Consider the following 21,314-nt stretch of genomic DNA (forward strand, 5'->3'; position numbering starts at 1 on the left):
TCAAGCATGCACTTAGCCAAACGTTTAGCCGCTGTTGTTTTAACCTTAGGCCTTAGTGCAGGCTTAGTCGGGTGTGGATTTCATTTAAAAGGAACCAACCCGACTGCGACTCCGCTTGTTTATAAAAAGTTAAGCCTTGAGTTACCAGCTAAAACTGATGATTTGGAAACGCAGTTAAAAGTATATTTGGCTGCCAATGGTGTTCAATTCAGTAATGATAGTGATGCCTATGTACTCCGTGTTTTGGAATACACACCACGTCGTCAACTTTTAAATGGAAAACTGACAGAAGTATTATTACGCTTAACTGTAACCTTCCAGATTGAAGATCGTCAGGGTAATAAAATTACTGAACCACGCTCATTAACTGCATCTCGTAGTTACCAATATGACTTGGCAACAGTCAACACTGAAAATCAGCAAGAAACTTACTTACAACGTATCGTGATTGATGATATTGCACAACAAATTACTCGTCAGATTTCAGCAAATCGTTTACCAAAAGCTCAGCCTTAATCTGTATTTTTGCCTGCAATGAAAATTGACTATTTACAAGCCTTAAAACGTACTCCGGAAGCTCGGGGTGCGTGGATTTTGCATGGGCAAGAACCCTTATTAGAACAAAATTTATTAGATGCCTTTCGCAAAAGCTGGCAACAACAAGAAGTTGAAAGACAACGCTATGATATTAGTAGCGTGAGCGACTGGAAAAATGTCTTTAACGCACTTAATAGCTTATCTTTATTTTCTCAGCAGCTTGCTATTGAAGTACACGGCAATATAAAACCTGATGCGAATGGCTTAAAACAACTTAAAAGTTATATACAACATAATGAACATAACCTGTTATTAATTGTTTTACCCAAACAAGATAGTAGCAGCTTAAAATCTGCTTTTTTTCAAGTTGTTGAAGCAAATGGGGTTGTAGTTGCTCTCACGGCAAATTACCCACAAGATCGTCAACGTATTTTAAACGTAGAAGCAGAAAAGCTTGAGATCCAACTTGACAATGATGCTTGGCAGTGGTTAATGCAACATCATGAGCACAATTTGCTTGCAGCTAAAAACAGCTTGATGCGTGTAAGAGACACATTTCCAGACCAAAAACTGATTTTGATTGAGCATTTATATGCTTGTTTACAAGATCAATCACGCTATACCACCTATGATTTAAGTGATGCGTTATTAGAAGGCAACCTTGGCCAATCTATTAAGATTTTTCAATATCTAATTGCAGCAGGCGAACCAGATAGTCTGATTTTATGGACTTTAAGTAAAGAAATGCGCTTGTTAATGCAATTGTTTGAGCAACCTCATAATGCCCTACAACTTGGTATATGGAAAACAAAGGTTGGTCTATATCAACAAGCCTTAAGAAGACTAAATCCACAACAGTTTTTAGGCTGGTCTACCCTTCTATTGCAAATTGATGCAGCAATTAAAGGAATGTCGAACGAAAATGCAGAACATTTAATGCAGCAAGCGATTGCTGAATTATGTGGAAAAACACTATTTATACAATAATTCGGCTCAATCATTTTTCATCATTCCGGAAATATCATAAAAATTCACGTTTTATCCTCATTTCGCTTTTATACTAAATTAAATTTTAAACTTTTCGACCTCTCGCCATGCCAAAAATAAAGCCAATCAAACTTGTTATTATCATCGTCTGTATAGTCATTATTGCTCTTTTAGCCTGGAAGTTTTTCAAGCCAAAACAGCAGCAGCCACAATATATTACTGCCGAGGTAACACGCGGGGATATTGAAAATAATGTACTTGCAACGGGTACACTTGATGCAACCAAACTGATTAGTGTCGGTGCACAGGTATCTGGTCAGGTTAAAAAGATGTATGTACAACTAGGCGATCAGGTTAAGCAAGGTCAACTTATTGCGCAAATTGATTCAACCACACAAGAAAATAGTTTAAAAACCTCTGATGCGAATATTAAAAATTTAGAAGCACAGCGCCTTCAACAAGTTGCTTCTTTGAATGAAAAACAACTTGAGTACCGCCGTCAGCAACAAATGTATGCACAAGATGCAACACCACGCGCAGATTTAGAATCAGCTGAAGCAAGCTATAAAACAGCTCAGGCGCAAATCAAAGCGTTAGATGCGCAAATTGAATCTGCAAAAGTGACTAGATCTACGGCGCAAACCAATATTGGTTATACACGTATTCTTGCTCCAACTGATGGTACGGTTGTCGCAATTGTGACTGAAGAAGGTCAAACGGTAAACGCAAACCAAAGTGCGCCAACAATTGTCAAAATTGCAAAATTACAAAATATGACGATCAAGGCTCAAGTCAGTGAAGCTGACATTATGAAAGTTGAGAAAGGACAACAGGTTTATTTCACTACCTTAGGCGAAGACACTAAGCGTTACGCAACCTTACGACAAATTGAACCAGCTCCTGATTCAATTTCTAGCGAATCAACGAATACCACTAGTTCAACTACAAGCTCAGCCGTTTACTATAATGCCCTATTCGATGTGCCAAATACCGATGGTAAATTGCGTATTGATATGACTGCACAAGTTTATATTGTTTTAAACTCAGCTAAAAATGCCCTACTGGTTCCTTCATCAGCACTTAGCTCTAAACAATTTTCAGGTCAAAGAAAATCAGGTCAATCATCTGATAAAGCAAGCTCTACACCTGAAGCAGCTAAAAAATCTCAAGGAAATGGGGCTCGTTTGGAGCGTCTTAACCTGACTGCCGAGCAAAAACAGCTAGTTGAACAAGGCAAGTTAACTTTAAGTGTTGTACGCATATTACAAGCCGATGGCACAGCTAAACCAACTCAGATTTTGGTTGGCATCAACAACCGTGTAAATGCGCAAGTTCTTGCGGGCTTAAAACAAGGTGATCAAGTTGTCATTGCCGATAGCGCAGATACTTCTGCTGCATCAGCAAATAGTAGTAATAACCGTCGCCGTAGTGGCCCAATGGGAATGTAAGCATGACAAAACAAGCTTTGCTTGAAGTCAGCAATCTGGTCCGGGAATTCCCTGCTGGCGAAAGCACAATACAAATTTTAAAAGGGATTGACCTTACCATTTACGAAGGCGAACTGGTTGCCATTGTCGGCCAGTCTGGTTCGGGTAAGTCAACGCTCATGAACATTTTGGGCTGCTTAGACCGCCCTACCAGTGGTAGTTACAAAGTTAGTGGGCAAGAGACTGGTAAGTTAGAGCCAGATCAGCTCGCTCGACTACGTCGTGAATATTTTGGTTTTATTTTCCAGCGCTACCATTTACTGGGTGACTTATCGGCTGAAGGGAACGTTGAGGTTCCAGCAGTTTATGCAGGTGTTACGCCTTCTGAGCGTAAACAACGCGCAACAGCTCTACTTACCGAATTAGGGTTAGGCACTAAAACACTTAATAGACCAAGTCAGCTTTCTGGTGGTCAGCAGCAACGTGTTTCTATTGCCCGTGCCCTCATGAATGGTGGAGATGTCATCCTTGCGGATGAACCAACAGGAGCACTCGACTCACATAGTGGCGTTGAAGTTATGCGTATTTTGCGTGAACTCAATGCTGCTGGTCACACTATTATTCTGGTGACACACGATATGCAAGTTGCAAAAAATGCGACTCGTATTATCGAGATTAGTGACGGAGAAATTATTAGTGACCGTCCTAATGTTCCAGATCAAGCAGCCGAACCAATCAAGCCTGATCCTGATGCCGCTCCAGCTTTACAAGGTAAACAGAAGAAAGGCAAAAGTATTTCCGCATGGCGTTCAACTTTAGACCGTTTATCTGAAGCCTTCCAAATGGCTTTACTGTCTATGAATGCCCATCGCATGCGTACTTTTTTAACCATGCTTGGCATCATTATTGGTATTGCATCTGTTGTTACCGTGGTCGCTCTAGGTAAAGGGTCTCAACAGCAAATTTTAAGCAATATTAGTAGTCTGGGAACCAATACGATTACAGTGTTTCAGGGCCGTGGTTTTGGTGACAACTCCAAAACTGCAAGCTTTAAGACCTTGGTTCCTGCCGATGCCGATGCGTTAATGACTCAACCTTATGTTAGCGCAGTCAGTCCGATGGTCAGTACATCCAAGACTATGCGCTATCAACAGAATGAAGCAAACGCCACCATTAATGGTGTGAGTAATGATTATTTCGATGTAAAAGGTTTGGTCTTTAAAGATGGGCAAACTTTTGATCAACGTAGTGTTCGTGATCGTTCACAAGATGTAGTGATTGATACCAATACGCAAAAACAATTCTTTGGCGATGGTAGCAATCCAATTGGCCAAGTAGTACTACTCGGTAGTGTACCAGCGCGCATCATTGGGGTTGTAGAACCGCAAACAAGCGGCATGGGCTCAGACGACACATTAAATGTCTATATGCCTTATACAACCGTAATGAGCCGTATGTTAGGTCAGTCTAATGTACGTAATATTGTGGTTCGTATTAATGACAAATATTCAACTACTGCCGCAGAAAATGCGATTGTAAACTTATTAACCCAGCGCCATGGTGCACAAGATATTTTCACTATGAACAGTGACAGTATCCGTCAAACCATTGAGAAAACAACCAGCACGATGACCCTTCTGGTTTCAGCAATTGCCGTAATTTCATTGGTCGTTGGTGGTATCGGAGTTATGAATATTATGCTGGTTTCTGTGACTGAACGTACTCAGGAAATTGGTGTACGTATGGCTGTAGGCGCACGTCAAAGTGATATTTTGCAGCAATTTCTTATTGAAGCAATTTTAGTCTGTTTAATTGGTGGTGTGCTTGGTGTCTTACTGTCACTTGGCCTTGGACAACTCATTAATAAATTTGCTGGCGGTAACTTTAGCGTGGCTTATTCAAGCACTTCTATTATTGCAGCATTTGTGTGTTCAACACTGATTGGTGTCGTTTTTGGTTTCTTACCAGCCAAGAATGCGGCAAAACTCGACCCAGTTGCAGCACTATCACGAGAATAAGGAAAATTGCATGTCTTTCTCTATGACTAAACTCAGCACAGCACTTCTCCTCACAAGCTCTCTTGTTGGATGTGCTGCTGTGGTAAAAACACCTTACGAAACACCTGCGGTACAAGTTCCGGGTAGTTTTCAATATGACGCCACAAAAGCAAAAACCATGTCTGCCGATCAATATTCTGACCGTTGGTGGACACTTTTTGGTGATGCACAGCTTAATCAGCTCGTAAGCAATGTATTAGAACGTAACAGTGACTTAGCTGTCGCAGGGATTACCTTAAAACAAGCACGTTTACAAGCTGACCTAACCGAAAATAAGCAAGGCTTACGTACCAGCTCTAGTGTTTCTACTGGACATTCTTTTGATTTAAATTCGGGAGATGACAGCGCTAAAGGTCTATCAATGAGTGCGGGCGTAAGCTATGAGGTTGATTTGTTTGGTAAGCTTGCACGCCAAACTGAAGCAAGTAAATGGGAAGCTTTAGCGACTGAACAAGACCTACAAGCCACTGGACAAAGTTTAATTGCAACCACGGCTAAATTGTATTGGCAACTCGGTTATTTAAATGAACGTTATGCGACTGCTCAGCAGAGTCTGGCGACCTCACAAAAGCTATATCAACTGGTGCAGATTCAGTATAAAGCTGGTGCTGTTTCAGGTGTAGATCTTACTCAAGCAGAACAATCTGTACAAAGCCAAAAAGCGAGCCTAAGCCAGATCGAGCAACAACTCGTTGAAACACGTACTGCCATTGCCGTGCTCTTACATGAACCATTGCAACAGTTAAACATTCAAGAGCCCAAACGTTTGCCACGCAATGCACTACCAGCAATTGGTGCGGGCTTACCTGCCGATATTTTATCGCGCCGTCCCGATTTACAAGCCTCTGAGCTTCGTTTGAAAAAGGCGCTCGCGACTAAAGATGCTACTAAGGCGAGCTACTATCCATCGATTAGTTTGACCAGTAGTTTGGGATCAAGTAGTACATCGTTGACAGAACTGTTACGCAACCCTGCCCTAACTTTAGGTGCAAGTTTAAGTTTACCGTTTTTGCAATATAACGATATGAAGAAAGATATTGCGATTAGCAATCTGGATTATGAAAAAGCGATTATTCAATATCGCCAAACGCTTTATCAGGCTTTTGCTGATGTCGAAAATGCTTTATCAAGTCGTACAGAGCTCGATAAACAAGTAGCGTTACAAGAACGTAATGTCGAACTTGCAGAAAAGACCGAACGGCTAACTGAAGTCCGTTATCGTTATGGTGCTGTCGCATTAAAAACACTTCTTGATGCTCAGCAAACTACACGTACTGCACGCTTAAGCCTTGTTGAAACTAAACAAAGCCAATACAACGCGTATGTCACCCTCATGCAAGCTTTAGGTGGTTCCCCTGTAAAAGAACTTCCTCAATAACTTGCGCCCAGCAAAAAAGCCGTAGTCCTTCAACTACGGCTTTTTTTATGTCTAAATAAATTTTAAAACTTATTCATCATCCATCATAGATTGGCTCATACCAACAGTATTGAAACCAGCATCTACATATAGAATTTCACCTGTGATACCTGAAGCCCAAGGTGAACAAAGGAACAATGCTGCATTACCCACTTCGTCAATGGTTACGTTGCGTTTTAATGGTGCAACTTTTTCATTAGCATCTAACATTTTACGGAAAGATTTAATACCAGAAGCAGCCAAAGTACGGATTGGACCCGCAGAAATCGCGTTTACACGAATACCGTCAACACCTAAGCTTGATGCTAAGTAACGAACACCAGCTTCTAAAGAAGCTTTTGCCATACCCATAACATTATAGTTAGGCATAACGCGCTCAGAACCTTGGTAAGTCAAAGTCAATAAACAACCTTGGCGAGCTTGTAATAATGGTTTTGCAGCACGTGCCATCGCAATAAAGCTGTATGCACTGATGTCATGAGCAACTTTAAAACCGTCACGGTCAGTCACGTCAGTAAAATCACCATCAAGTGTATGTGCAGGAGCAAAGCCGATAGAGTGAACTACGCCATCTAGACCATCCCAATGTTTTGCAAGTTCTGCAAATGCATTGTCAATTTCGCTATCAACTGCAACATCACATGGGAACACAAGCTTAGAACCGAATTGCTCAGCAAATTCATCCACACGTTTTTTTAATTTTTCGTTTGGATAAGTAAACGCAAGCTCTGCACCTTCGCGGTGTAATGCTTGGGCAATACCAAAAGCAATTGATAATTTACTAGCAACGCCTGCAATCAAAAAGCGTTTACCTGCTAAAAGTCCTTGTGTCATGCCGATCTCACTCAAAACAATTTAAAGCATAATGCCAATATTCAACGGTTTTCGAAATTGCATAATGCATCTTTTTTCAAAAATCGCACGAAAAAAAATCGCCCCTTATGAGGAGCGACTTCTAGATGAATATAATTTTAGTCGTCAGATAACAAACCAATCAAACGTAAAAAAGAGATATACATCCAAACTAAAGTTGAGAGTAATGCAATTCCACATAACCACTCCATAAATTTTGGAGCACGATAAGCTGCGTTGGTTTCAATTAAATCGAAATCTAAAATCAGGTTTAGTGACGCAATCACAGCAATAAATGCAGCAAAGCCAATGCCTAACCAGTTACTTTCAAAAATATAAGGAATGCTTGAACCAAAGGCTAAACGCATGATCATCTGCACGATAAACACAAGAAAAATAGCCAGAGATGCAGATATCACAACTGACTTAAATTTTTCTGTCGCACGTACAATCTGAAATTTATATAGACCAAACATCACCAATGTTGTCACGAACGTGGCAAGTAATGCTTGTAAAGGCACACCTGGGTACTTCATTTGAAAAGTAAAAGAAATACCGCCTAAAAATGCACCTTCAAATAAAGCATATGGAATTGCTAAGGTTGGTGCAGTTGTCGGTTTAAATGTGGCAATCAAAGCTAAAACCAAGCCACCAATTGCACCGACAATTGAAGCGGCGTAAGCAATACCAACATTTGCAGTAAAAGCTGCGTAGAAAAATAAAGCAATGCCCACAGCCGCTGCAATGACCGTCAACATAACAGATTTTTGAATCGCACCTTGCACAGTCATTGGTTGACTATAGTCACTGACCGTTTCAACACGTGTCAGTATCGGGTTATTACTTTGCATAAATGCTCTCTTTTTATAATAAAAATTTAAAACATCATTTTAAGCAAAATGAATATGAAAGCCAAATCAGCCGATTGGCATTATTGTAACAATGTCCTTTAAGCAATAAAAAAAGGGGCAGCAGCCCCCTTTCATATTACGTATACAACGTAATCAATCTTTACCGTCAGTGTTCATAATAAAGAAGTATTCACGGTAATATTTCAATTCAGAAATTGAGTCACGAATATCATCCATTGCTAAATGCGATGCATTCTTTTTCAGACCGCTCATGATTTCAGGGCGCCAGCGTTTTGAAAGTTCTTTTACGGTAGACACGTCAAGATTACGATAATGGAAATATTGCTCAAGCTCAGGCATAAGACGATGTAAGAAGCGGCGATCCTGACAAATCGAGTTACCGCACATCGGTGAAACTTTTGGATTGACCCATTTTTTTAGGAATTCTAAAGTCTGTAGCTCAGCATCACGAGCTGTCAATTTGCTACGACGAACTCGCTCAACTAACCCAGATTGTCCATGTTGGCGGGTATTCCACTCATCCATTGCATTTAAAATACGATCAGGTTGATGGATAGCCAAGACCGGACCTTCGGCAAGTACATTTAAATTATCATCTGTAATAATTGTTGCGATTTCAATAATTTGGTCATTATCGGTATCTAAACCGGTCATTTCCAGATCAATCCAAATTAATCGTGTATTTAAAGTACTGCTCATGTATGTACGTTCTAAAATGCCGTAAAAACATCAATAGTAGCAAATTTCTTGCATCTGCGCTGTAATTCTATAGCCGCTTCATGCTATTTTTGCCATCTTCAAACAGTGGTTTTTTTGGGATATGAATGGCTTTAATTCGTAAGCGTCGTTTAACTGAACAGCAGCAACGTCGTATTGAAAAACAGCACAAAACTCGCCAAGAAGAGGCCGATACTTCACAAGATCTGGACGGACTCGTTGTACAACATTATGGCCGCCAACTCGAAGTACAGGCACTCTCTGTACCTGAGCATCACCCAGAAAAACCTCAAGTTGCCGAAGGAGAGCCAGAACCATTCTGGAAACCTATCGAACTCAAAAGCGTATGGCGCTGTCACACTCGAACTAACCTTGAGTTACTTGTGACTGGTGACAGAGTTAAATGGCAGGCTGACCCAAACACGGGTTTAGGCATTATTACTGCCATTCATCCACGCAACTCGTTACTTACTCGTCCAGATCGTTATCACAAGGTTAAACCAGTTGCAGCAAATATCAGTTTGATTGTAATTGTATTTTCTCCCCTTCCTGAACCAGCTCCGACATTAATCGACCGTTATTTAGTGGCTTGCGCAGACGCTAACATTCCTGCACTTTTAGTCTTAAATAAATCAGATTTACTCACTGAAAATGACCCAATTCTCACGCTATTAGAAGAATATAAAACTTTGGGTTATGAGGTGATGATTTGTCAGTCTAAAAAGGGAGATATCTCTGCTTTATCTGAACGTTTAGATGGCGAAACGGTAGCTTTCGTTGGTCAATCGGGTGTAGGGAAAAGTTCTTTAATTAATGTATTAATTCCAGATGCAGAGCAAAAAACAAATATTATTTCTGAAAACTCTGCACTTGGTCAGCACACAACAACCTCTACACGTTTAATGAATTTCGGTAAAAATGGCGCATTAATCGACTCACCGGGAATTCGTGAATTTGGGCTTTGGCATCTTGATTTAGAAAAAATTCGTATGGGCTTTCCAGAAATTGAAGCACATTTGGGTTCTTGCCAATTCCGTAATTGCACCCATACTCATGAAAAGAACTGTGGGTTAAAACACGCTGTAGAATCTGGTGAAATTTTACCACGGCGCCTAGATAGCTTTTTGCGTTTAAATGATGAGATTCAAGAAGCACAGCAAAAAAACTAATTTTCTGTCCGCTTTGCACTTGAAGTGGTGATTTTGATCACCATCTATATACGCTATACTCTAGGTCAATTTTGTTTTTAATTTTTTTTAGGTGACTTGTGGAACGCTGGTTAGAGTTTATGGGGAATCACCCCATTTTGTTTGGTACGCTCGGAGTCTTGGTCGTGTTGTTCTTCATTTTTGAAGGTCAACGTAACGGTCGTAAAATTTCACCACAGTCGCTTGGTATTTTAGTGAAAGCGAAAAATGCCATACTGATCGACTTGCGCGATAGTAAAGACTTCCGTGAAGGTCATATTAGTGGCAGCCGCAATATTCCTTTCAGCCAAATTGCAAGTCATGCTGATGAATTAAAAGCAAGTGAGCGTCCATTGGTATTTATTTGCAACCTCGGGCAAGTTGCTGGTAGTGCTTTGCAAAAAGTTGCTCACCATGACAGCTATCGTCTTGATGGTGGTATTAGTAACTGGAAAGCACAAGGCTTACCTCTTGTAAAAAGCAAACCAAAAGCTTAAGGAGAATTATTATGACTGCAAATGTCATTGTTTACTCAACTTCTGTATGCCCGTATTGCGTTCGAGCTAAACAGTTACTTGAGCGTAAAGGTATTGCTTACAAAGAAGTAAATCTTTCTGTTGAAGCACCGGAAGTACGTGTTGAATTAATGCAACGCACGAATCATCGTACTGTCCCACAAATTTTTATTAACGATCAGTTTATTGGCGGTTTTGACCAACTTTATGCTTTAGAGCGTGAAGGTAAACTCGACGAATTATTGGCTTAACATCGCATCCATATTAAGGAAAAAACAATGAGCGAAGAACAACAAGTTCAACCACAATTAGCTTTAGAGCGTATTTATACAAAAGATATTTCTTTTGAGGTTCCAGGGGCGCAGGTTTTTACTAAACAATGGCAACCTGAACTCAATATCAATCTTTCTTCTGCTGCAGAAAAAATTGATCCAACTCATTTTGAAGTTTCTTTAAAAGTTGTGGTACAAGCCGATAACGACAACGAAACAGCGTTCATTGTAGATATCACTCAATCAGGTATTTTCTTGATTGATAATATCGAAGAAGATCGTTTACCTTATATTTTAGGCGCTTATTGCCCAAATATTTTGTTCCCGTTCTTACGTGAAGCGGTAAATGATTTAGTGACTAAAGGTAGCTTCCCACAGTTACTTCTTACTCCAATCAACTTTGATGCAGAGTTCGAAGCAAATATGCAACGTGCTCAAGCTGTTGAAGGTCAAGCTTAATTTTTTAGCTTTTCCTTTAGTAAAAAACCGCGTTTATCGCGGTTTTTTTATGTCTACTATTTCACTTATTAAGAATCAAGTGAATGAAGCTGAATAGTTGGAAACTGAAAACCGCGGCAAGATAATTCTGAGCGCCATGCCACTGTTAGCATCATATTGCCTAAAACAAAATTTTGATAAGCAAATGTCCCAATAAGTGGATGAGAACATATTCCGCCATTGTCTGTAAGATGTGCTTGAGTATTTAAAGTATTTAAATCTAACCTTATGCCGAGGCCCGATGCTTTTAGAACAGCTTCTTTAGTCGTCCAGACTTTAAACCAGTATTCTCTGTCTTGTTCTAAGCTTAGCCACGTTTCATATTCATCAGGATGAAATGCATGCTGGGCTAAAGCTTCCAAACGAACTTTACGGTCTAGTTCTTCAACATCTACACCGATATCTTTAACATGCGGGCTCATCGCTAAAGCATAATACTGTTGGCTATGAGAGTGATTGAAATCTAAATCGTGATTCAATAAATATGGCTTGCCATGCTCATGCTTTGCAAACACTAAATCCGTTATTGTAATTTGCAATTTCTGTGCTATCAGCTCGTTTCTAATGTTATGTATTTGCTGTTTTTTATAATGATTAAATGTACGAAAGTCAGGGAAGTCTTGTTTAGATTTTAAAAGAAGCTGGGACAATGTCTGTGTGTAGACTTCAATATTACGCTTAGACATTATCCCGACCTTATTTAAAATTAATTAGAATTTAACCACGTCGCCTTTTAAGGTAACCCCCGCCATCATGGCACCTTTATAGCAATCGTAAGTTGTCGTACTTGTGGTTTCATTGGCTTTAAAATAGCTCACAATATTGGTAACCGCGTTTGCACCTTGTGCTTTAGCATTGTTTTGCATTTGGATGAGTGCTGAACGTAAAACCCAATCACAAGACGTTGCTGCTGACTTACCAAAACCATTGGTCTTTTTATTGGTCACCGCATCTTTTTGAATGACTTTACCACCAGATTTTGTACCCTTTAAATAAAACTTTACTGAACCATCTAAAGTGCCATCCGCAACTGCACGGTCTACAGCTTCTTTAAAATTTAACTGATGTACTTCATCTCCAGCCTGAACAGTGGCAGTAAAACCCGCACTTAGCATTGCTACAAATAAAAGTTTTTTATTTAACATTGTTGTGTTCCTTATTGTTTAACACGTTTAAAAATAAGCGAAGTATTAATTCCGCCAAAAGCAAAGTTATTGCTCATAATAATGTCAGCATCCAGAGTTCTTGGCTGCTGAACGATATAATCCAGATCGCCGCACAGTGGATCGACTTCATCTAGATTTAAAGTTGGAATAAAGCGACTACGATTCATCATTTCAATGCTCAGCCAAGCTTCAATAGCTCCACATGCCCCCAGCGTATGTCCAAAGTAGCTTTTTAAAGAGCTGATCGGCTTACGTCCCAAAACTGCTGCTGTCGCCTGACTTTCTGCTACATCGCCCTGATCAGTTGAGGTGCCATGCGCATTTACATAAGCAATGTCTTTAGCTTCTACAGATGCATCTTTAAGTGCCAATTGCATACAGCGACCCATCATTTCTGCCTCGGGGCGAGTGACATGTTGACCATCAGTATTGCTACCGTAGCCAATCACTTCTGCATAGATATGAGCACCTCGAGCTTTGGCATGTTCGTATTCTTCTAAAATTAAACAGCCTGCTCCTTCACCAATCACCAATCCATCCCGCTTAGCATCAAATGGGCGTGGTGTTTTTTCTGGTTGGTCATTCATTCCACTGGTCGCGAACAATACATCAAAAACCGCAGCACCTGCTGCACTGAGTTCTTCTGCACCACCCGCAATCATGACCTGTTGTTTGCCATATTTAATCGCTTCATAGGCCTGACCAATGGCCATAGAACCAGAGGTACATGCACTTGATGTGGGTAAAGTTAAGCCTTTTAGACCAAAATATACGGTCATGTTCACCGCACTTGTATGGGCCATCATACGAATATAAGTGGTGGCATTGATCTTACTCATGCTCTGATGAAGCAACATGCTGGCAAACTCACCCACGGCCTCTACGCTACCCGCAGAAGAACCAAAGGCAACACCCGCTTCGCCACTAGATAAAATTTCGTGTCCAAGCAAGCCAGCATTTTGCAAAGCAGTTTCGGCACAAACCACAGACATGAGCGCAACACGCCCCATACCACGGGTGACTTTACGGTTAAAATGTTTTGGAACATGAAAAGTTTCAACAGGTCCAGCAAGCTTGGTCCGAAGGTCAACATATTGCTCCCATTCTGGCATGTAGCGAATACCACTTTTAGCCGCTTCAAATTGGGCAAAAATCTCATCAGAGGTTTCACCTAAAGAAGTAATCCCTGCCATTCCTGTCACAACAACACGTTTCATCAGATGAGTCCCCCATTCACAGAAATAACCTGTCGGGTCACATAAGAAGCTTCATCTGAACACAAGAATTTCACCACGCTAGCAACTTCATCGACTTGTCCCATGCGTTGTAACGGAATCATTTTAAGTGCATGCTCTTTGACTTCATCGGTAACCATTTCAGTTTCAATCAGGCCAGGTGCTACACAGTTCACGGTAATTTTTCGCTTGGCCAATTCGAGTGCCAAGGCCTTGGTCGCACCAATCAACCCTGCTTTTGCAGCACTGTAGTTGACCTGTCCACGGTTACCCATAATGCCAGAAACCGAAGATAGAGTGACTATACGACCGCCTTTACGCAAATGAATCATTGGCATAACTAATGGTTTTAATACGTTATAAAAACCATCTAAGGAAGTCGAAATAACTTCATCCCAGTCTTGATCTGTTAAAGCTGGGAAAGCACCATCATGGGTAAGACCTGCATTCAATACAACACCATAGAATCCACCATGCTGTTCTACATCTTGTTCTAAAATCTGTTGAACGGTTTGGCGTTCAGTGACATCAAACATTAAATAATGGCTATTTTGTCCTAGCGCTTGAATCTCTTGTACGACTTGTTCTGCATCTGCCTGACGCGAACGTGCATGCACAGTTACATCAAAACCCGCCTTTGCAAGTTGTAATGCAATCGCTTTCCCAATTCCTCGACTTGAACCCGTTACTAAAATTCGTCTTGTCACAATATATTCCTAATTCTTTGTGGTTATTCAAATGGTGTTTCTGTTGGCTCAAATACACTTAACGTTGCCTGAATGCAGTGTTCAGCATATTGGATTTCACAGGAAAATTGCCCAAGTCCTTCATGAAAATATTGTTGTTCTATTTGAATGATCAATCGTGAACCTAAAGCGAAATAAGGGATCGGTAAATTTAATTTACGTGTTCCCAATAAAAAACCGACTTTTGGCGCTTGTTTTGACTGCTGACCTTGCCAGCCTGAGTAAGCACTAATCGTTTGTGCCATAATTTCAATACTTGCCCATGTCGGCAAGCCTTCTGCTTCACAAAACATGAGCTCGGGTGTAATCGTGAGTTCAGCTTGTGCCCGCCCTTCTGCAACATCAGTTAAATGGTCAATAAAAACCATAGGCTGCTCATGAGGAATATATTGAATTGCATCAAGTTTCATTAGGGCTTCACTCCAAAAACAAGACTAATATTACTTCCCCCAAAAGCAAAAGAATTACTCATGACATAGCGAATGGGCTGTTTTAGTTCGGCATCTTGCACATAGTTTTGGTCAGCCAAATCCGGATCAATCTCAACATTTTGATGCAATGGCAACCAACTTTGATCTTTTAGAACTTGTTCACAAATAAAAGCTTCTATAGCGCCAGCTGCACCAAGGCAATGTCCAGTTTTGTGTTTGGTGCTACTTAAAGCAACCTGATAATCACCAAAAACTTGTCGTACGGCCTTAATTTCCATTGCGTCATTTTGTGGAGTTGCTGTGCCGTGCAAGTTGATATAGCCCACCTCTTGAGCTGAAATATGAGCCATATCTAGCGCACGTTGCATAGCTAATGCTGCACCTTTGCCTTCAGGATGTGGAGCCGAAATATGCCATGCATCCATAGATTCACCAGCACCCATTAACATCACAGGAGCAGTGGCTTTACTTAATACAAAAAATGCAGCAGCTTCACCAATATTAATGCCATCACGTTTCACACCGCAGGGTTGGCAAGTCTGTTCAGATAAACTTTCTAGGCTATTAAATCCATTTAGTGTCAACTGGCATAAGGTATCGACGCCACCCACCAGTACAACATCGGCTAAATCTGCATGAAGTAAACGCTGCCCCGCAGCTAATGCTTTCGCGCTTGAAGAGCAAGCGGTCGAAATAGTATATGCAGGCCCTTCCCATCCTAAGTACTGCTGCAATGCTTTTGCTAAACAGCTCATTTCTTGTGGATAGTGAGATATTGAAAGAGCAGTTTCCCCTTGAAAATATTGCTTAAGTAATAATTCATTATCTGCAATACCTGAAGTGGATGTACCCACCACAATGGCCAAACGTTTATTTTCAAAGGATGCCGTATAGTCTCTTAACGCCGCTTCGATTTCAGATAATGCAGTTAATGCAAAACGTAGATTACGTGAATCTACAAAATGTAAGGTGTCTGGTACATTCGAGCATAATGGATGTGTATATTGCCCCACCCAAACATTACGATCAGCGATTAAATCATCTCGCAAACTTAAGGTTTGCTGTGGCTGTTGTAATGCCTGTTTGATTTGATTAAGTTCGCAACCTAATGCAGATAAACCGACACTTAATTGTATGCCTACTGCCATTGTGGCTGCATTTTCTGAAGGTAAATGTTTCATGGTGTAGGACTTTCTTCTGTTTGCAACGTATTTTCAATCGAACTCAGCGTCATGGTATAAGGGACTTGTTGATTAATCAATTCAATGCTTCCTTGTCCCTGTTTAAGCTGCAACACAGGCTGCTTTTCAATATAAACAACTTGCATGCCTGCTTGTTGTTTCATCTCTATAGCTTGCTGCCCTAAATGTGAAAATTGAGGGTATGTCGCAAATAAAAGGTCACGTACCACAAACTCAAAAGGCAATAAACGCATTTGTTCAATACGTTGTTCAACATGAACACGATGCCCATCAAACTGTAACTTAAATAATTGTTGGCCTGTCAGGCTCAAAGCCACCATATCCAGTACAGCACCCTTTTGCTGTTGGTATAACAAGAAGCTAAAACTTTGCTGCTTCCACTGAACTTCAACCTGATCTTGCCGTTGATAAGCTTGTGCCTGCCATAGTGGGCTTTGCAGCCCTTTGGCGTGTGGCATGACCTGACAACCATTTAAAAATATAAAGCTACTGAGTAATATCGTTGCCCATTTGCGTTGCATGATTAGCCCTCAAGTGCCTGTTCTTGTGCCAAGCCCTCACGACAATATTCCGCCAAAGTAGTAAGTCGACGTTTGGCATTTTTATGGATTGGATTTTTTTCATCCCACGCATAACCAGCCAGTAAGGAAGAAATCATACGGCGAATGCCTTCATTCTGATTTTGCGAGAACACTACATCTTGAAACTCGCCTTCATACCATGACTCAACATAGGCACGAAACACCTGAATACCACGGCGTAATGGTTTTTCATATTCTTGCAACCAGTCTACCTGCTCACCTTGCAAGACACGCTCAACCAAAGGTGCAGCTAAGCTGGAAGATTTTAAAGCGATCGTCACACCCGATGAAAAGACGGGATCGAGAAACTCACCGGCATTACCCAATAGTGCATAGTTGTGGCCTGCCAAGTGTTTTACATTCGCTGAGTAACCCACCAAGGTGCGTACTGGTGTATCAACTCTTGCACGGCGCAATACATGTGACAAGCTTGGCTCATCGGCTAAAATACGCTTAAACATTGCCTCAGGTTCATTATCTTCAGCATTTTCGACCGTATATTTGTCAAAAAAATCTTGTTCTGCAACCACACCTAAAGAAGCACGACCATCTGCAAATGGAATGAGCCAATACCATGCGCGATGATCTTTTTCGTGCACAGTAATTAAAATTTTATTGCGGTCAAACTCAGGGTCGTCTGTAATACCATCTTCAATATGAGTAAACAGTGCACGACGTACCGGAAAGTTTGATGGGCTCTCTAAATCTAAAAGCTTTGGCAAAATTCGCCCAAAACCACTCGCATCTAACAAAAACTTGGTTTGAATCTGATAACGCTGTTGTTCTTCATTTAATATAGTAAGTACAGGTTGTTCAGATGCAACATCAACATCTAAAACCTCATGTCCAAAGCGTATGTCAGCACCATAAACTTGTGCCTGCTTTGCTAATAAATTGTCAAAATCTGCACGGCGAACTTGCCAAGTCGTCCCCGGCCCATCCGTAAATTTTTCTGTAAAGTCATAAAAACTACGTTGTTCACCGCGTAAAAAAGCCGCGCCATTTTTAAATTGAAAAGCGTATTGATCAACATGCTCACGGACCGTTTCTAATAAACCAGCCTCTTCTAAAAATGCCATAGATTGCGGTAACAATGACTCACCAATCGAAAAACGTGGGAAATGCTGTTTTTCAATGACCGTAACGGTATAACCCTTTTTTCGAAGAAGTGCCGCAGCAGAACTACCTGATGGTCCAGCCCCAATAATTACGACGTCAATTTTTTCTATAGTGCTCATAGCACAACTTCCTTTTTAATTTATTCAAATTATGAATGGTCTTGTAAATTCACGATATGTTTTTCATCTGCGGGGGTTAATAAAGTCGCATAGATAAACGAGAAAATAACCCCGAATAAAACCGTTAAACCAAAACAATGAATTGCATAAGTATGGCTAAATGAAAGTAATCCAAAGCCCAGTAAGGTGGACATCATACATAAAAATAACGCCATTCCAACCACTTGTGGGTGATCATGTCCATGTCGGTAAAAAATTGCATAGTCGACTCCAATTCCGATAATCAGGAAAGTTGCCATAATGCTAAACAGGTTAATCTCGACACCTAACCATGCCTGAACAGCAAAAGTGCTCAGTAATGCCAAACTTACTGGCAGAACCAATGGCACAATCGAACTTAGTCCATAAATAAGCGCTAAACCAACCGCCAGACCAATTAAGGCATAAATCAGAAGATGTTGAGCCTGAACTCGATGTTCAGCAAACATTTGTGACATTTCGGTAATAGGTTGCTGGAAATGTATGTGATCATTCTGAAGCTGCTTTAACACTTCAGGCTGTTTCACTCCTGTCACCATCACTAACCGTTCACTGACTTGAGGCTGTAAAAAAGCTAAAGGATGATCTTTAAATACAGCAAAATCTAATAGTGGTTGTGTTGCCAGTTGCTGTTGCCACTGTAAAACATCAGTGACATTTAGCCCCATACTTTGCGCATATTGCTGCAAAGTCGCTGTTGGAATATTTCTTAATAGTTGTACATTGTTTTGCTGCTCTGCCAATGGTGGAATCCATTGCCCCAGAGCTTGAAATGCACTGATTTTTCCTTGTGACTGTAACTGTTGCAAGTGTCCAATCAGTTGCTGCTCTTGTTGCTGCATTTCATTTACAGATGCTGCTCGTACTACAAAATAATCACTGCTTTGTTGTTGGCCAAATTGCTCACGAACCGCTTGGTCTTGCTGTTTTAAGCTCGCGTCCATACCTTGTAGATTACGAATATCATCGTTACTTTTGAGATAGAAAAGACTCGCTGTACCTACTGCTAAAATGACTGCAATCAAGGCATAACGTATCTTAGCTCGCTGTTGAAACCATAACCGAGCTTGTCCAATCCACGACAGTGCTTTTATTGCTGGTTGGGCATTGAGTGCAGGTAACCTTGGTAATAGCAGTACACTACTGATCCACGCCGCGGTTAATCCTACAATTGAAAAGACTGCAATCTGCTTGAACCCAGGAAATGGAGTAAAACTCAAAAAGATGTAAGCAACCAATGTGGTCATTAAGCCCATAAACAAACTTGGTAATAGCGGTTTTAAAATTTGAAAACCACCAAGCTTTCTATGCTGCGATTGCATCGCCATAAAATAAAATGAAAAGTCGACACAAACACCAATGAGACTCGCGCCGAATACTAATGTCATGAGGTGAATTTCACCAAACACCCAATGGGTGATCGCAAATGCTACAAAGCTTCCGGTCGAAACAGCAATAAATTCGGTTGCCAAAGGTCGCAATGAACGAAAGCCAAACCAAACCAGAAAAATTAAGCCCAATGTAGAGCCAACACCAATGGTTGAAATTTCCTGTTTAGCTGATTGCGTCCCAAAATTTGAAAATAAAATAGTTCCAGTCCAATGAGAATTTAATCCCATTGCAGTTAACTTTTGCTTAGTTTGCTCAATCCAGTTCGATACTTGTTCTTGATAATCAATATTGTATGGGCTTTGCGTTAACTGTAATACGAAAAGCCGAGAGATACCTTGCTCATGGTGAATGGTCGCAAAGCCCTGCTCCATTTCAATATCTTGTTGTGACGGATTCGCCAACTGCATGGCATAACGAGGGAACAACAATAGCGGGTCTTGCTTAAGTGACTCAGCAGTGACAGGCATGCCGGGACTCATCATCTGCATCAGACTTTGTTCCGTCAGTGCCTCGTAATCCAGCTTTTGTAATAAGGCTTGATCTTGAGCACTCAATAAACCTGCTCGATGTTGATACAACTGTTTTGCAAATTGATCAAAATCAAGTTGTGGCTTGAGTGGCTGCCACAACTGGCTTTGCTTGGCCTGCGCTGTTAAGAAATGAGTCGCTTGTTGTATCGCAGCTTCATCTTTGGCATCTACCACCACAAATACTTTATTGTTGAGTTGCTCATTCATGTACTGCTGAGTACGTGCAAGTTCTGGGTCTTGCTGAACTTTAGGCAATAACGCAAAAATATTGGTTTGAATATGAATATCTTTATTCAACCACGTCACGCCAAGCCCCACTGCAATAAACAGCAGAGCAATTAACCAAAGCGCGGTGAACTTATTTTGCCAGTTGGAAAAGCGCATGCTCAGCAGCCGTTAGAGTCGTCGGTTGAGAAGTCTGGTGACTAAAACGAATGGTCGTCAAATTATTGGCTTTTTCGGTAATCACAATTTGGTTAACGTACTGTTGACCTTGCGCATCAACACGCACAAACAGCTTTTTAAACAGGCTACTTTTCGGAGTTAAGCTCATGCTCCAACCCGCTGGACTATAGTTCGCACTTACTACATTAAAATTCTTTGCCAAGGCCTGTTCATTACCTGACATTAACTGCAAAAATAAGGTGGCTACAGAGCTATAAGGTGATTGATCCACTTGAATTTGGCTAAATGTACGCTGCGTTTTTTGCACTAGCTTCGTTGGGGTAACAATCAAATCTGCTTGTACTGGGCGTTTGATTTGCCATGCCACGCCATAAGATTTTGCGAACAATAACGAGCCGTTCGACACAAAGGTTTTATTCAACGACGGCAGTTTTTTTTGCTGTTCAAAATCAGCACGAACAGTAGGAGACTGTGACAATTGCTGAAAAATTTGAGTAATCTGTGCCGGTGCTGCATAGACAGCACTTAAACTACCCATCCAGATAGTAGTACCTAAACCTAAAGTTTTGATGAATTGAGACATCACGTATTCCTCTTCGGTTGAAACTCAGACCACGCATTTAAACGATCAAACAAAACTTGAGGTGACTGAAAACACATTTCACGAGCTTCAATATTCACCGCCACTTGAGTGGTATAACCTTTGGTTAAGCGTTTCCCAGACTCAGCATCAAAAATTAGATAATCAATTTTCAAACGGTTTTCCCATTCTTTTAAAATGGCGCGAACCCGAATCTTTTGTTCAAACTCAATCCCATATGCATAGCGAACATGGCTTTCAATCACAGGCCATGCATAGCCTGATTCTTTCATCTGCATATAGTTGTAATGAAATTGATCGAGCAATTTACAGCGCGCAATCTCAAAGTATTTTAAATAGTGTCCATGCCAAACCACATTCATGGTATCGACATCATGAAATGGAATTTCAATGATTACATCTGCATGCAT

Annotated in this window: 23 protein-coding genes; 9 read left to right on the plus strand and 14 right to left on the minus strand. The window is 40.8% G+C overall.

The annotated features are described in order from the left end of the window. Positions 1-6 precede the first annotated feature (6 nt). The 5 genes from lptE (at position 7) to ASF86_RS13470 (ending at position 6,386) form a co-directional block, all read left to right on the plus strand. Positions 7-516, plus strand: coding sequence for an LPS assembly lipoprotein LptE (gene lptE / locus ASF86_RS13450; RefSeq protein WP_017391266.1), 510 nt, complete (start codon positions 7-9; stop codon positions 514-516). Between the two features lie 18 nt (positions 517-534). Continuing rightward, a complete protein-coding gene (holA, locus tag ASF86_RS13455; protein WP_017391267.1) occupies positions 535-1,524 on the plus strand; it encodes a DNA polymerase III subunit delta in 990 nt (329 codons plus the stop codon). Between the two features lie 107 nt (positions 1,525-1,631). Further along, positions 1,632-2,972: a MacA family efflux pump subunit gene (locus ASF86_RS13460; protein ID WP_056482838.1), complete on the plus strand. Its 1,341-nt coding sequence runs from the start codon at positions 1,632-1,634 to the stop codon at positions 2,970-2,972. A gap of 2 nt (positions 2,973-2,974) precedes the next feature. Next, positions 2,975-4,969: a MacB family efflux pump subunit gene (locus ASF86_RS13465; RefSeq protein ID WP_056482841.1), complete on the plus strand. Its 1,995-nt coding sequence runs from the start codon at positions 2,975-2,977 to the stop codon at positions 4,967-4,969. Positions 4,970-4,991: 22 nt separating this feature from the next. Next, positions 4,992-6,386: an efflux transporter outer membrane subunit gene (locus tag ASF86_RS13470; protein WP_081407715.1), complete on the plus strand. Its 1,395-nt coding sequence runs from the start codon at positions 4,992-4,994 to the stop codon at positions 6,384-6,386. A 69-nt stretch (positions 6,387-6,455) separates the two neighbouring features. Here ASF86_RS13470 and ASF86_RS13475 read toward each other — a convergent pair whose 3' ends face one another. The 3 genes from ASF86_RS13475 to orn all read right to left on the minus strand — a co-directional run bounded on the left by ASF86_RS13475 (position 6,456) and on the right by orn (position 8,848). Then, positions 6,456-7,259, minus strand: coding sequence for an enoyl-ACP reductase (locus tag ASF86_RS13475; protein ID WP_003654938.1), 804 nt, complete (start codon positions 7,257-7,259; stop codon positions 6,456-6,458). 137 nt (positions 7,260-7,396) lie between these two features. Beyond that, positions 7,397-8,128, minus strand: a complete 732-nt coding sequence (locus ASF86_RS13480) for a Bax inhibitor-1/YccA family membrane protein (RefSeq protein WP_005036887.1) — start codon at positions 8,126-8,128, stop codon at positions 7,397-7,399. 153 nt (positions 8,129-8,281) lie between these two features. Then, positions 8,282-8,848, minus strand: a complete 567-nt coding sequence (gene orn / locus ASF86_RS13485) for an oligoribonuclease (protein WP_005036888.1) — start codon at positions 8,846-8,848, stop codon at positions 8,282-8,284. Positions 8,849-8,973: 125 nt separating this feature from the next. Between orn and rsgA the strand changes: the two genes are divergently transcribed. From rsgA to secB, 4 genes are all read left to right on the plus strand, one after another. Beyond that, positions 8,974-10,035: a small ribosomal subunit biogenesis GTPase RsgA gene (rsgA, locus tag ASF86_RS13490; RefSeq protein WP_004641160.1), complete on the plus strand. Its 1,062-nt coding sequence runs from the start codon at positions 8,974-8,976 to the stop codon at positions 10,033-10,035. 98 nt (positions 10,036-10,133) lie between these two features. After that, entirely contained in the window at positions 10,134-10,550 is a 417-nt protein-coding gene (locus ASF86_RS13495) for a rhodanese-like domain-containing protein (RefSeq protein WP_003654928.1), read from the plus strand. Positions 10,551-10,561: 11 nt separating this feature from the next. Next, positions 10,562-10,819 (plus strand): glutaredoxin 3, encoded by a 258-nt coding sequence (gene grxC, locus ASF86_RS13500; RefSeq protein WP_003654926.1) that lies wholly within the window; start codon positions 10,562-10,564, stop codon positions 10,817-10,819. Between the two features lie 27 nt (positions 10,820-10,846). Then, positions 10,847-11,299, plus strand: a complete 453-nt coding sequence (gene secB / locus ASF86_RS13505; protein ID WP_003654925.1) for a protein-export chaperone SecB — start codon at positions 10,847-10,849, stop codon at positions 11,297-11,299. A 68-nt stretch (positions 11,300-11,367) separates the two neighbouring features. Here secB and ASF86_RS13510 read toward each other — a convergent pair whose 3' ends face one another. Genes ASF86_RS13510 through ASF86_RS13560 form a run of 11 tightly spaced genes read right to left on the minus strand, consistent with a single transcriptional unit; the run spans position 11,368 to position 21,314 of the window. After that, a complete protein-coding gene (locus ASF86_RS13510; RefSeq protein WP_056482846.1) occupies positions 11,368-12,024 on the minus strand; it encodes a 4'-phosphopantetheinyl transferase family protein in 657 nt (218 codons plus the stop codon). A gap of 24 nt (positions 12,025-12,048) precedes the next feature. Beyond that, positions 12,049-12,483, minus strand: a complete 435-nt coding sequence (locus ASF86_RS13515) for a hypothetical protein (RefSeq protein ID WP_005036894.1) — start codon at positions 12,481-12,483, stop codon at positions 12,049-12,051. Positions 12,484-12,494: 11 nt separating this feature from the next. Beyond that, positions 12,495-13,721: a beta-ketoacyl-ACP synthase gene (locus ASF86_RS13520; RefSeq protein WP_056482849.1), complete on the minus strand. Its 1,227-nt coding sequence runs from the start codon at positions 13,719-13,721 to the stop codon at positions 12,495-12,497. Next, a complete protein-coding gene (locus tag ASF86_RS13525; protein WP_005044822.1) occupies positions 13,721-14,446 on the minus strand; it encodes a 3-ketoacyl-ACP reductase FabG2 in 726 nt (241 codons plus the stop codon). The genes ASF86_RS13520 and ASF86_RS13525 overlap by 1 nt, the downstream gene beginning before the upstream one ends. Positions 14,447-14,469: 23 nt before the next feature. After that, the gene (locus ASF86_RS13530; RefSeq protein ID WP_000762336.1) at positions 14,470-14,895 is read right to left on the minus strand and encodes a 3-hydroxylacyl-ACP dehydratase; all 426 of its coding nucleotides are present in this window, start codon (positions 14,893-14,895) and stop codon (positions 14,470-14,472) included. Continuing rightward, on the minus strand, positions 14,895-16,097 hold the full coding sequence (locus ASF86_RS13535) for a beta-ketoacyl-[acyl-carrier-protein] synthase family protein (RefSeq protein ID WP_056482851.1): 1,203 nt from the start codon (positions 16,095-16,097) through the stop codon (positions 14,895-14,897). The genes ASF86_RS13530 and ASF86_RS13535 overlap by 1 nt, the downstream gene beginning before the upstream one ends. Then, complete coding sequence (locus tag ASF86_RS13540; protein ID WP_056482853.1) at positions 16,094-16,639, minus strand: DUF3261 domain-containing protein; 546 nt, start codon at positions 16,637-16,639, stop codon at positions 16,094-16,096. Before ASF86_RS13540 ends, ASF86_RS13535 begins: the two co-directional genes overlap by 4 nt. 2 nt (positions 16,640-16,641) lie before the next feature. Further along, entirely contained in the window at positions 16,642-17,937 is a 1,296-nt protein-coding gene (locus ASF86_RS13545) for an NAD(P)/FAD-dependent oxidoreductase (protein WP_056482856.1), read from the minus strand. Between the two features lie 29 nt (positions 17,938-17,966). Beyond that, entirely contained in the window at positions 17,967-20,282 is a 2,316-nt protein-coding gene (locus ASF86_RS13550; protein WP_056482859.1) for an MMPL family transporter, read from the minus strand. Then, complete coding sequence (locus tag ASF86_RS13555) at positions 20,257-20,886, minus strand: LolA family protein (RefSeq protein ID WP_005036915.1); 630 nt, start codon at positions 20,884-20,886, stop codon at positions 20,257-20,259. The genes ASF86_RS13550 and ASF86_RS13555 overlap by 26 nt, the downstream gene beginning before the upstream one ends. Next, a complete protein-coding gene (locus tag ASF86_RS13560) occupies positions 20,886-21,314 on the minus strand; it encodes an acyl-CoA thioesterase (RefSeq protein ID WP_003654902.1) in 429 nt (142 codons plus the stop codon). The genes ASF86_RS13555 and ASF86_RS13560 overlap by 1 nt, the downstream gene beginning before the upstream one ends.

The organism is Acinetobacter sp. Leaf130, from assembly GCF_001423205.1.
Classification (GTDB): domain Bacteria; phylum Pseudomonadota; class Gammaproteobacteria; order Pseudomonadales; family Moraxellaceae; genus Acinetobacter; species Acinetobacter calcoaceticus.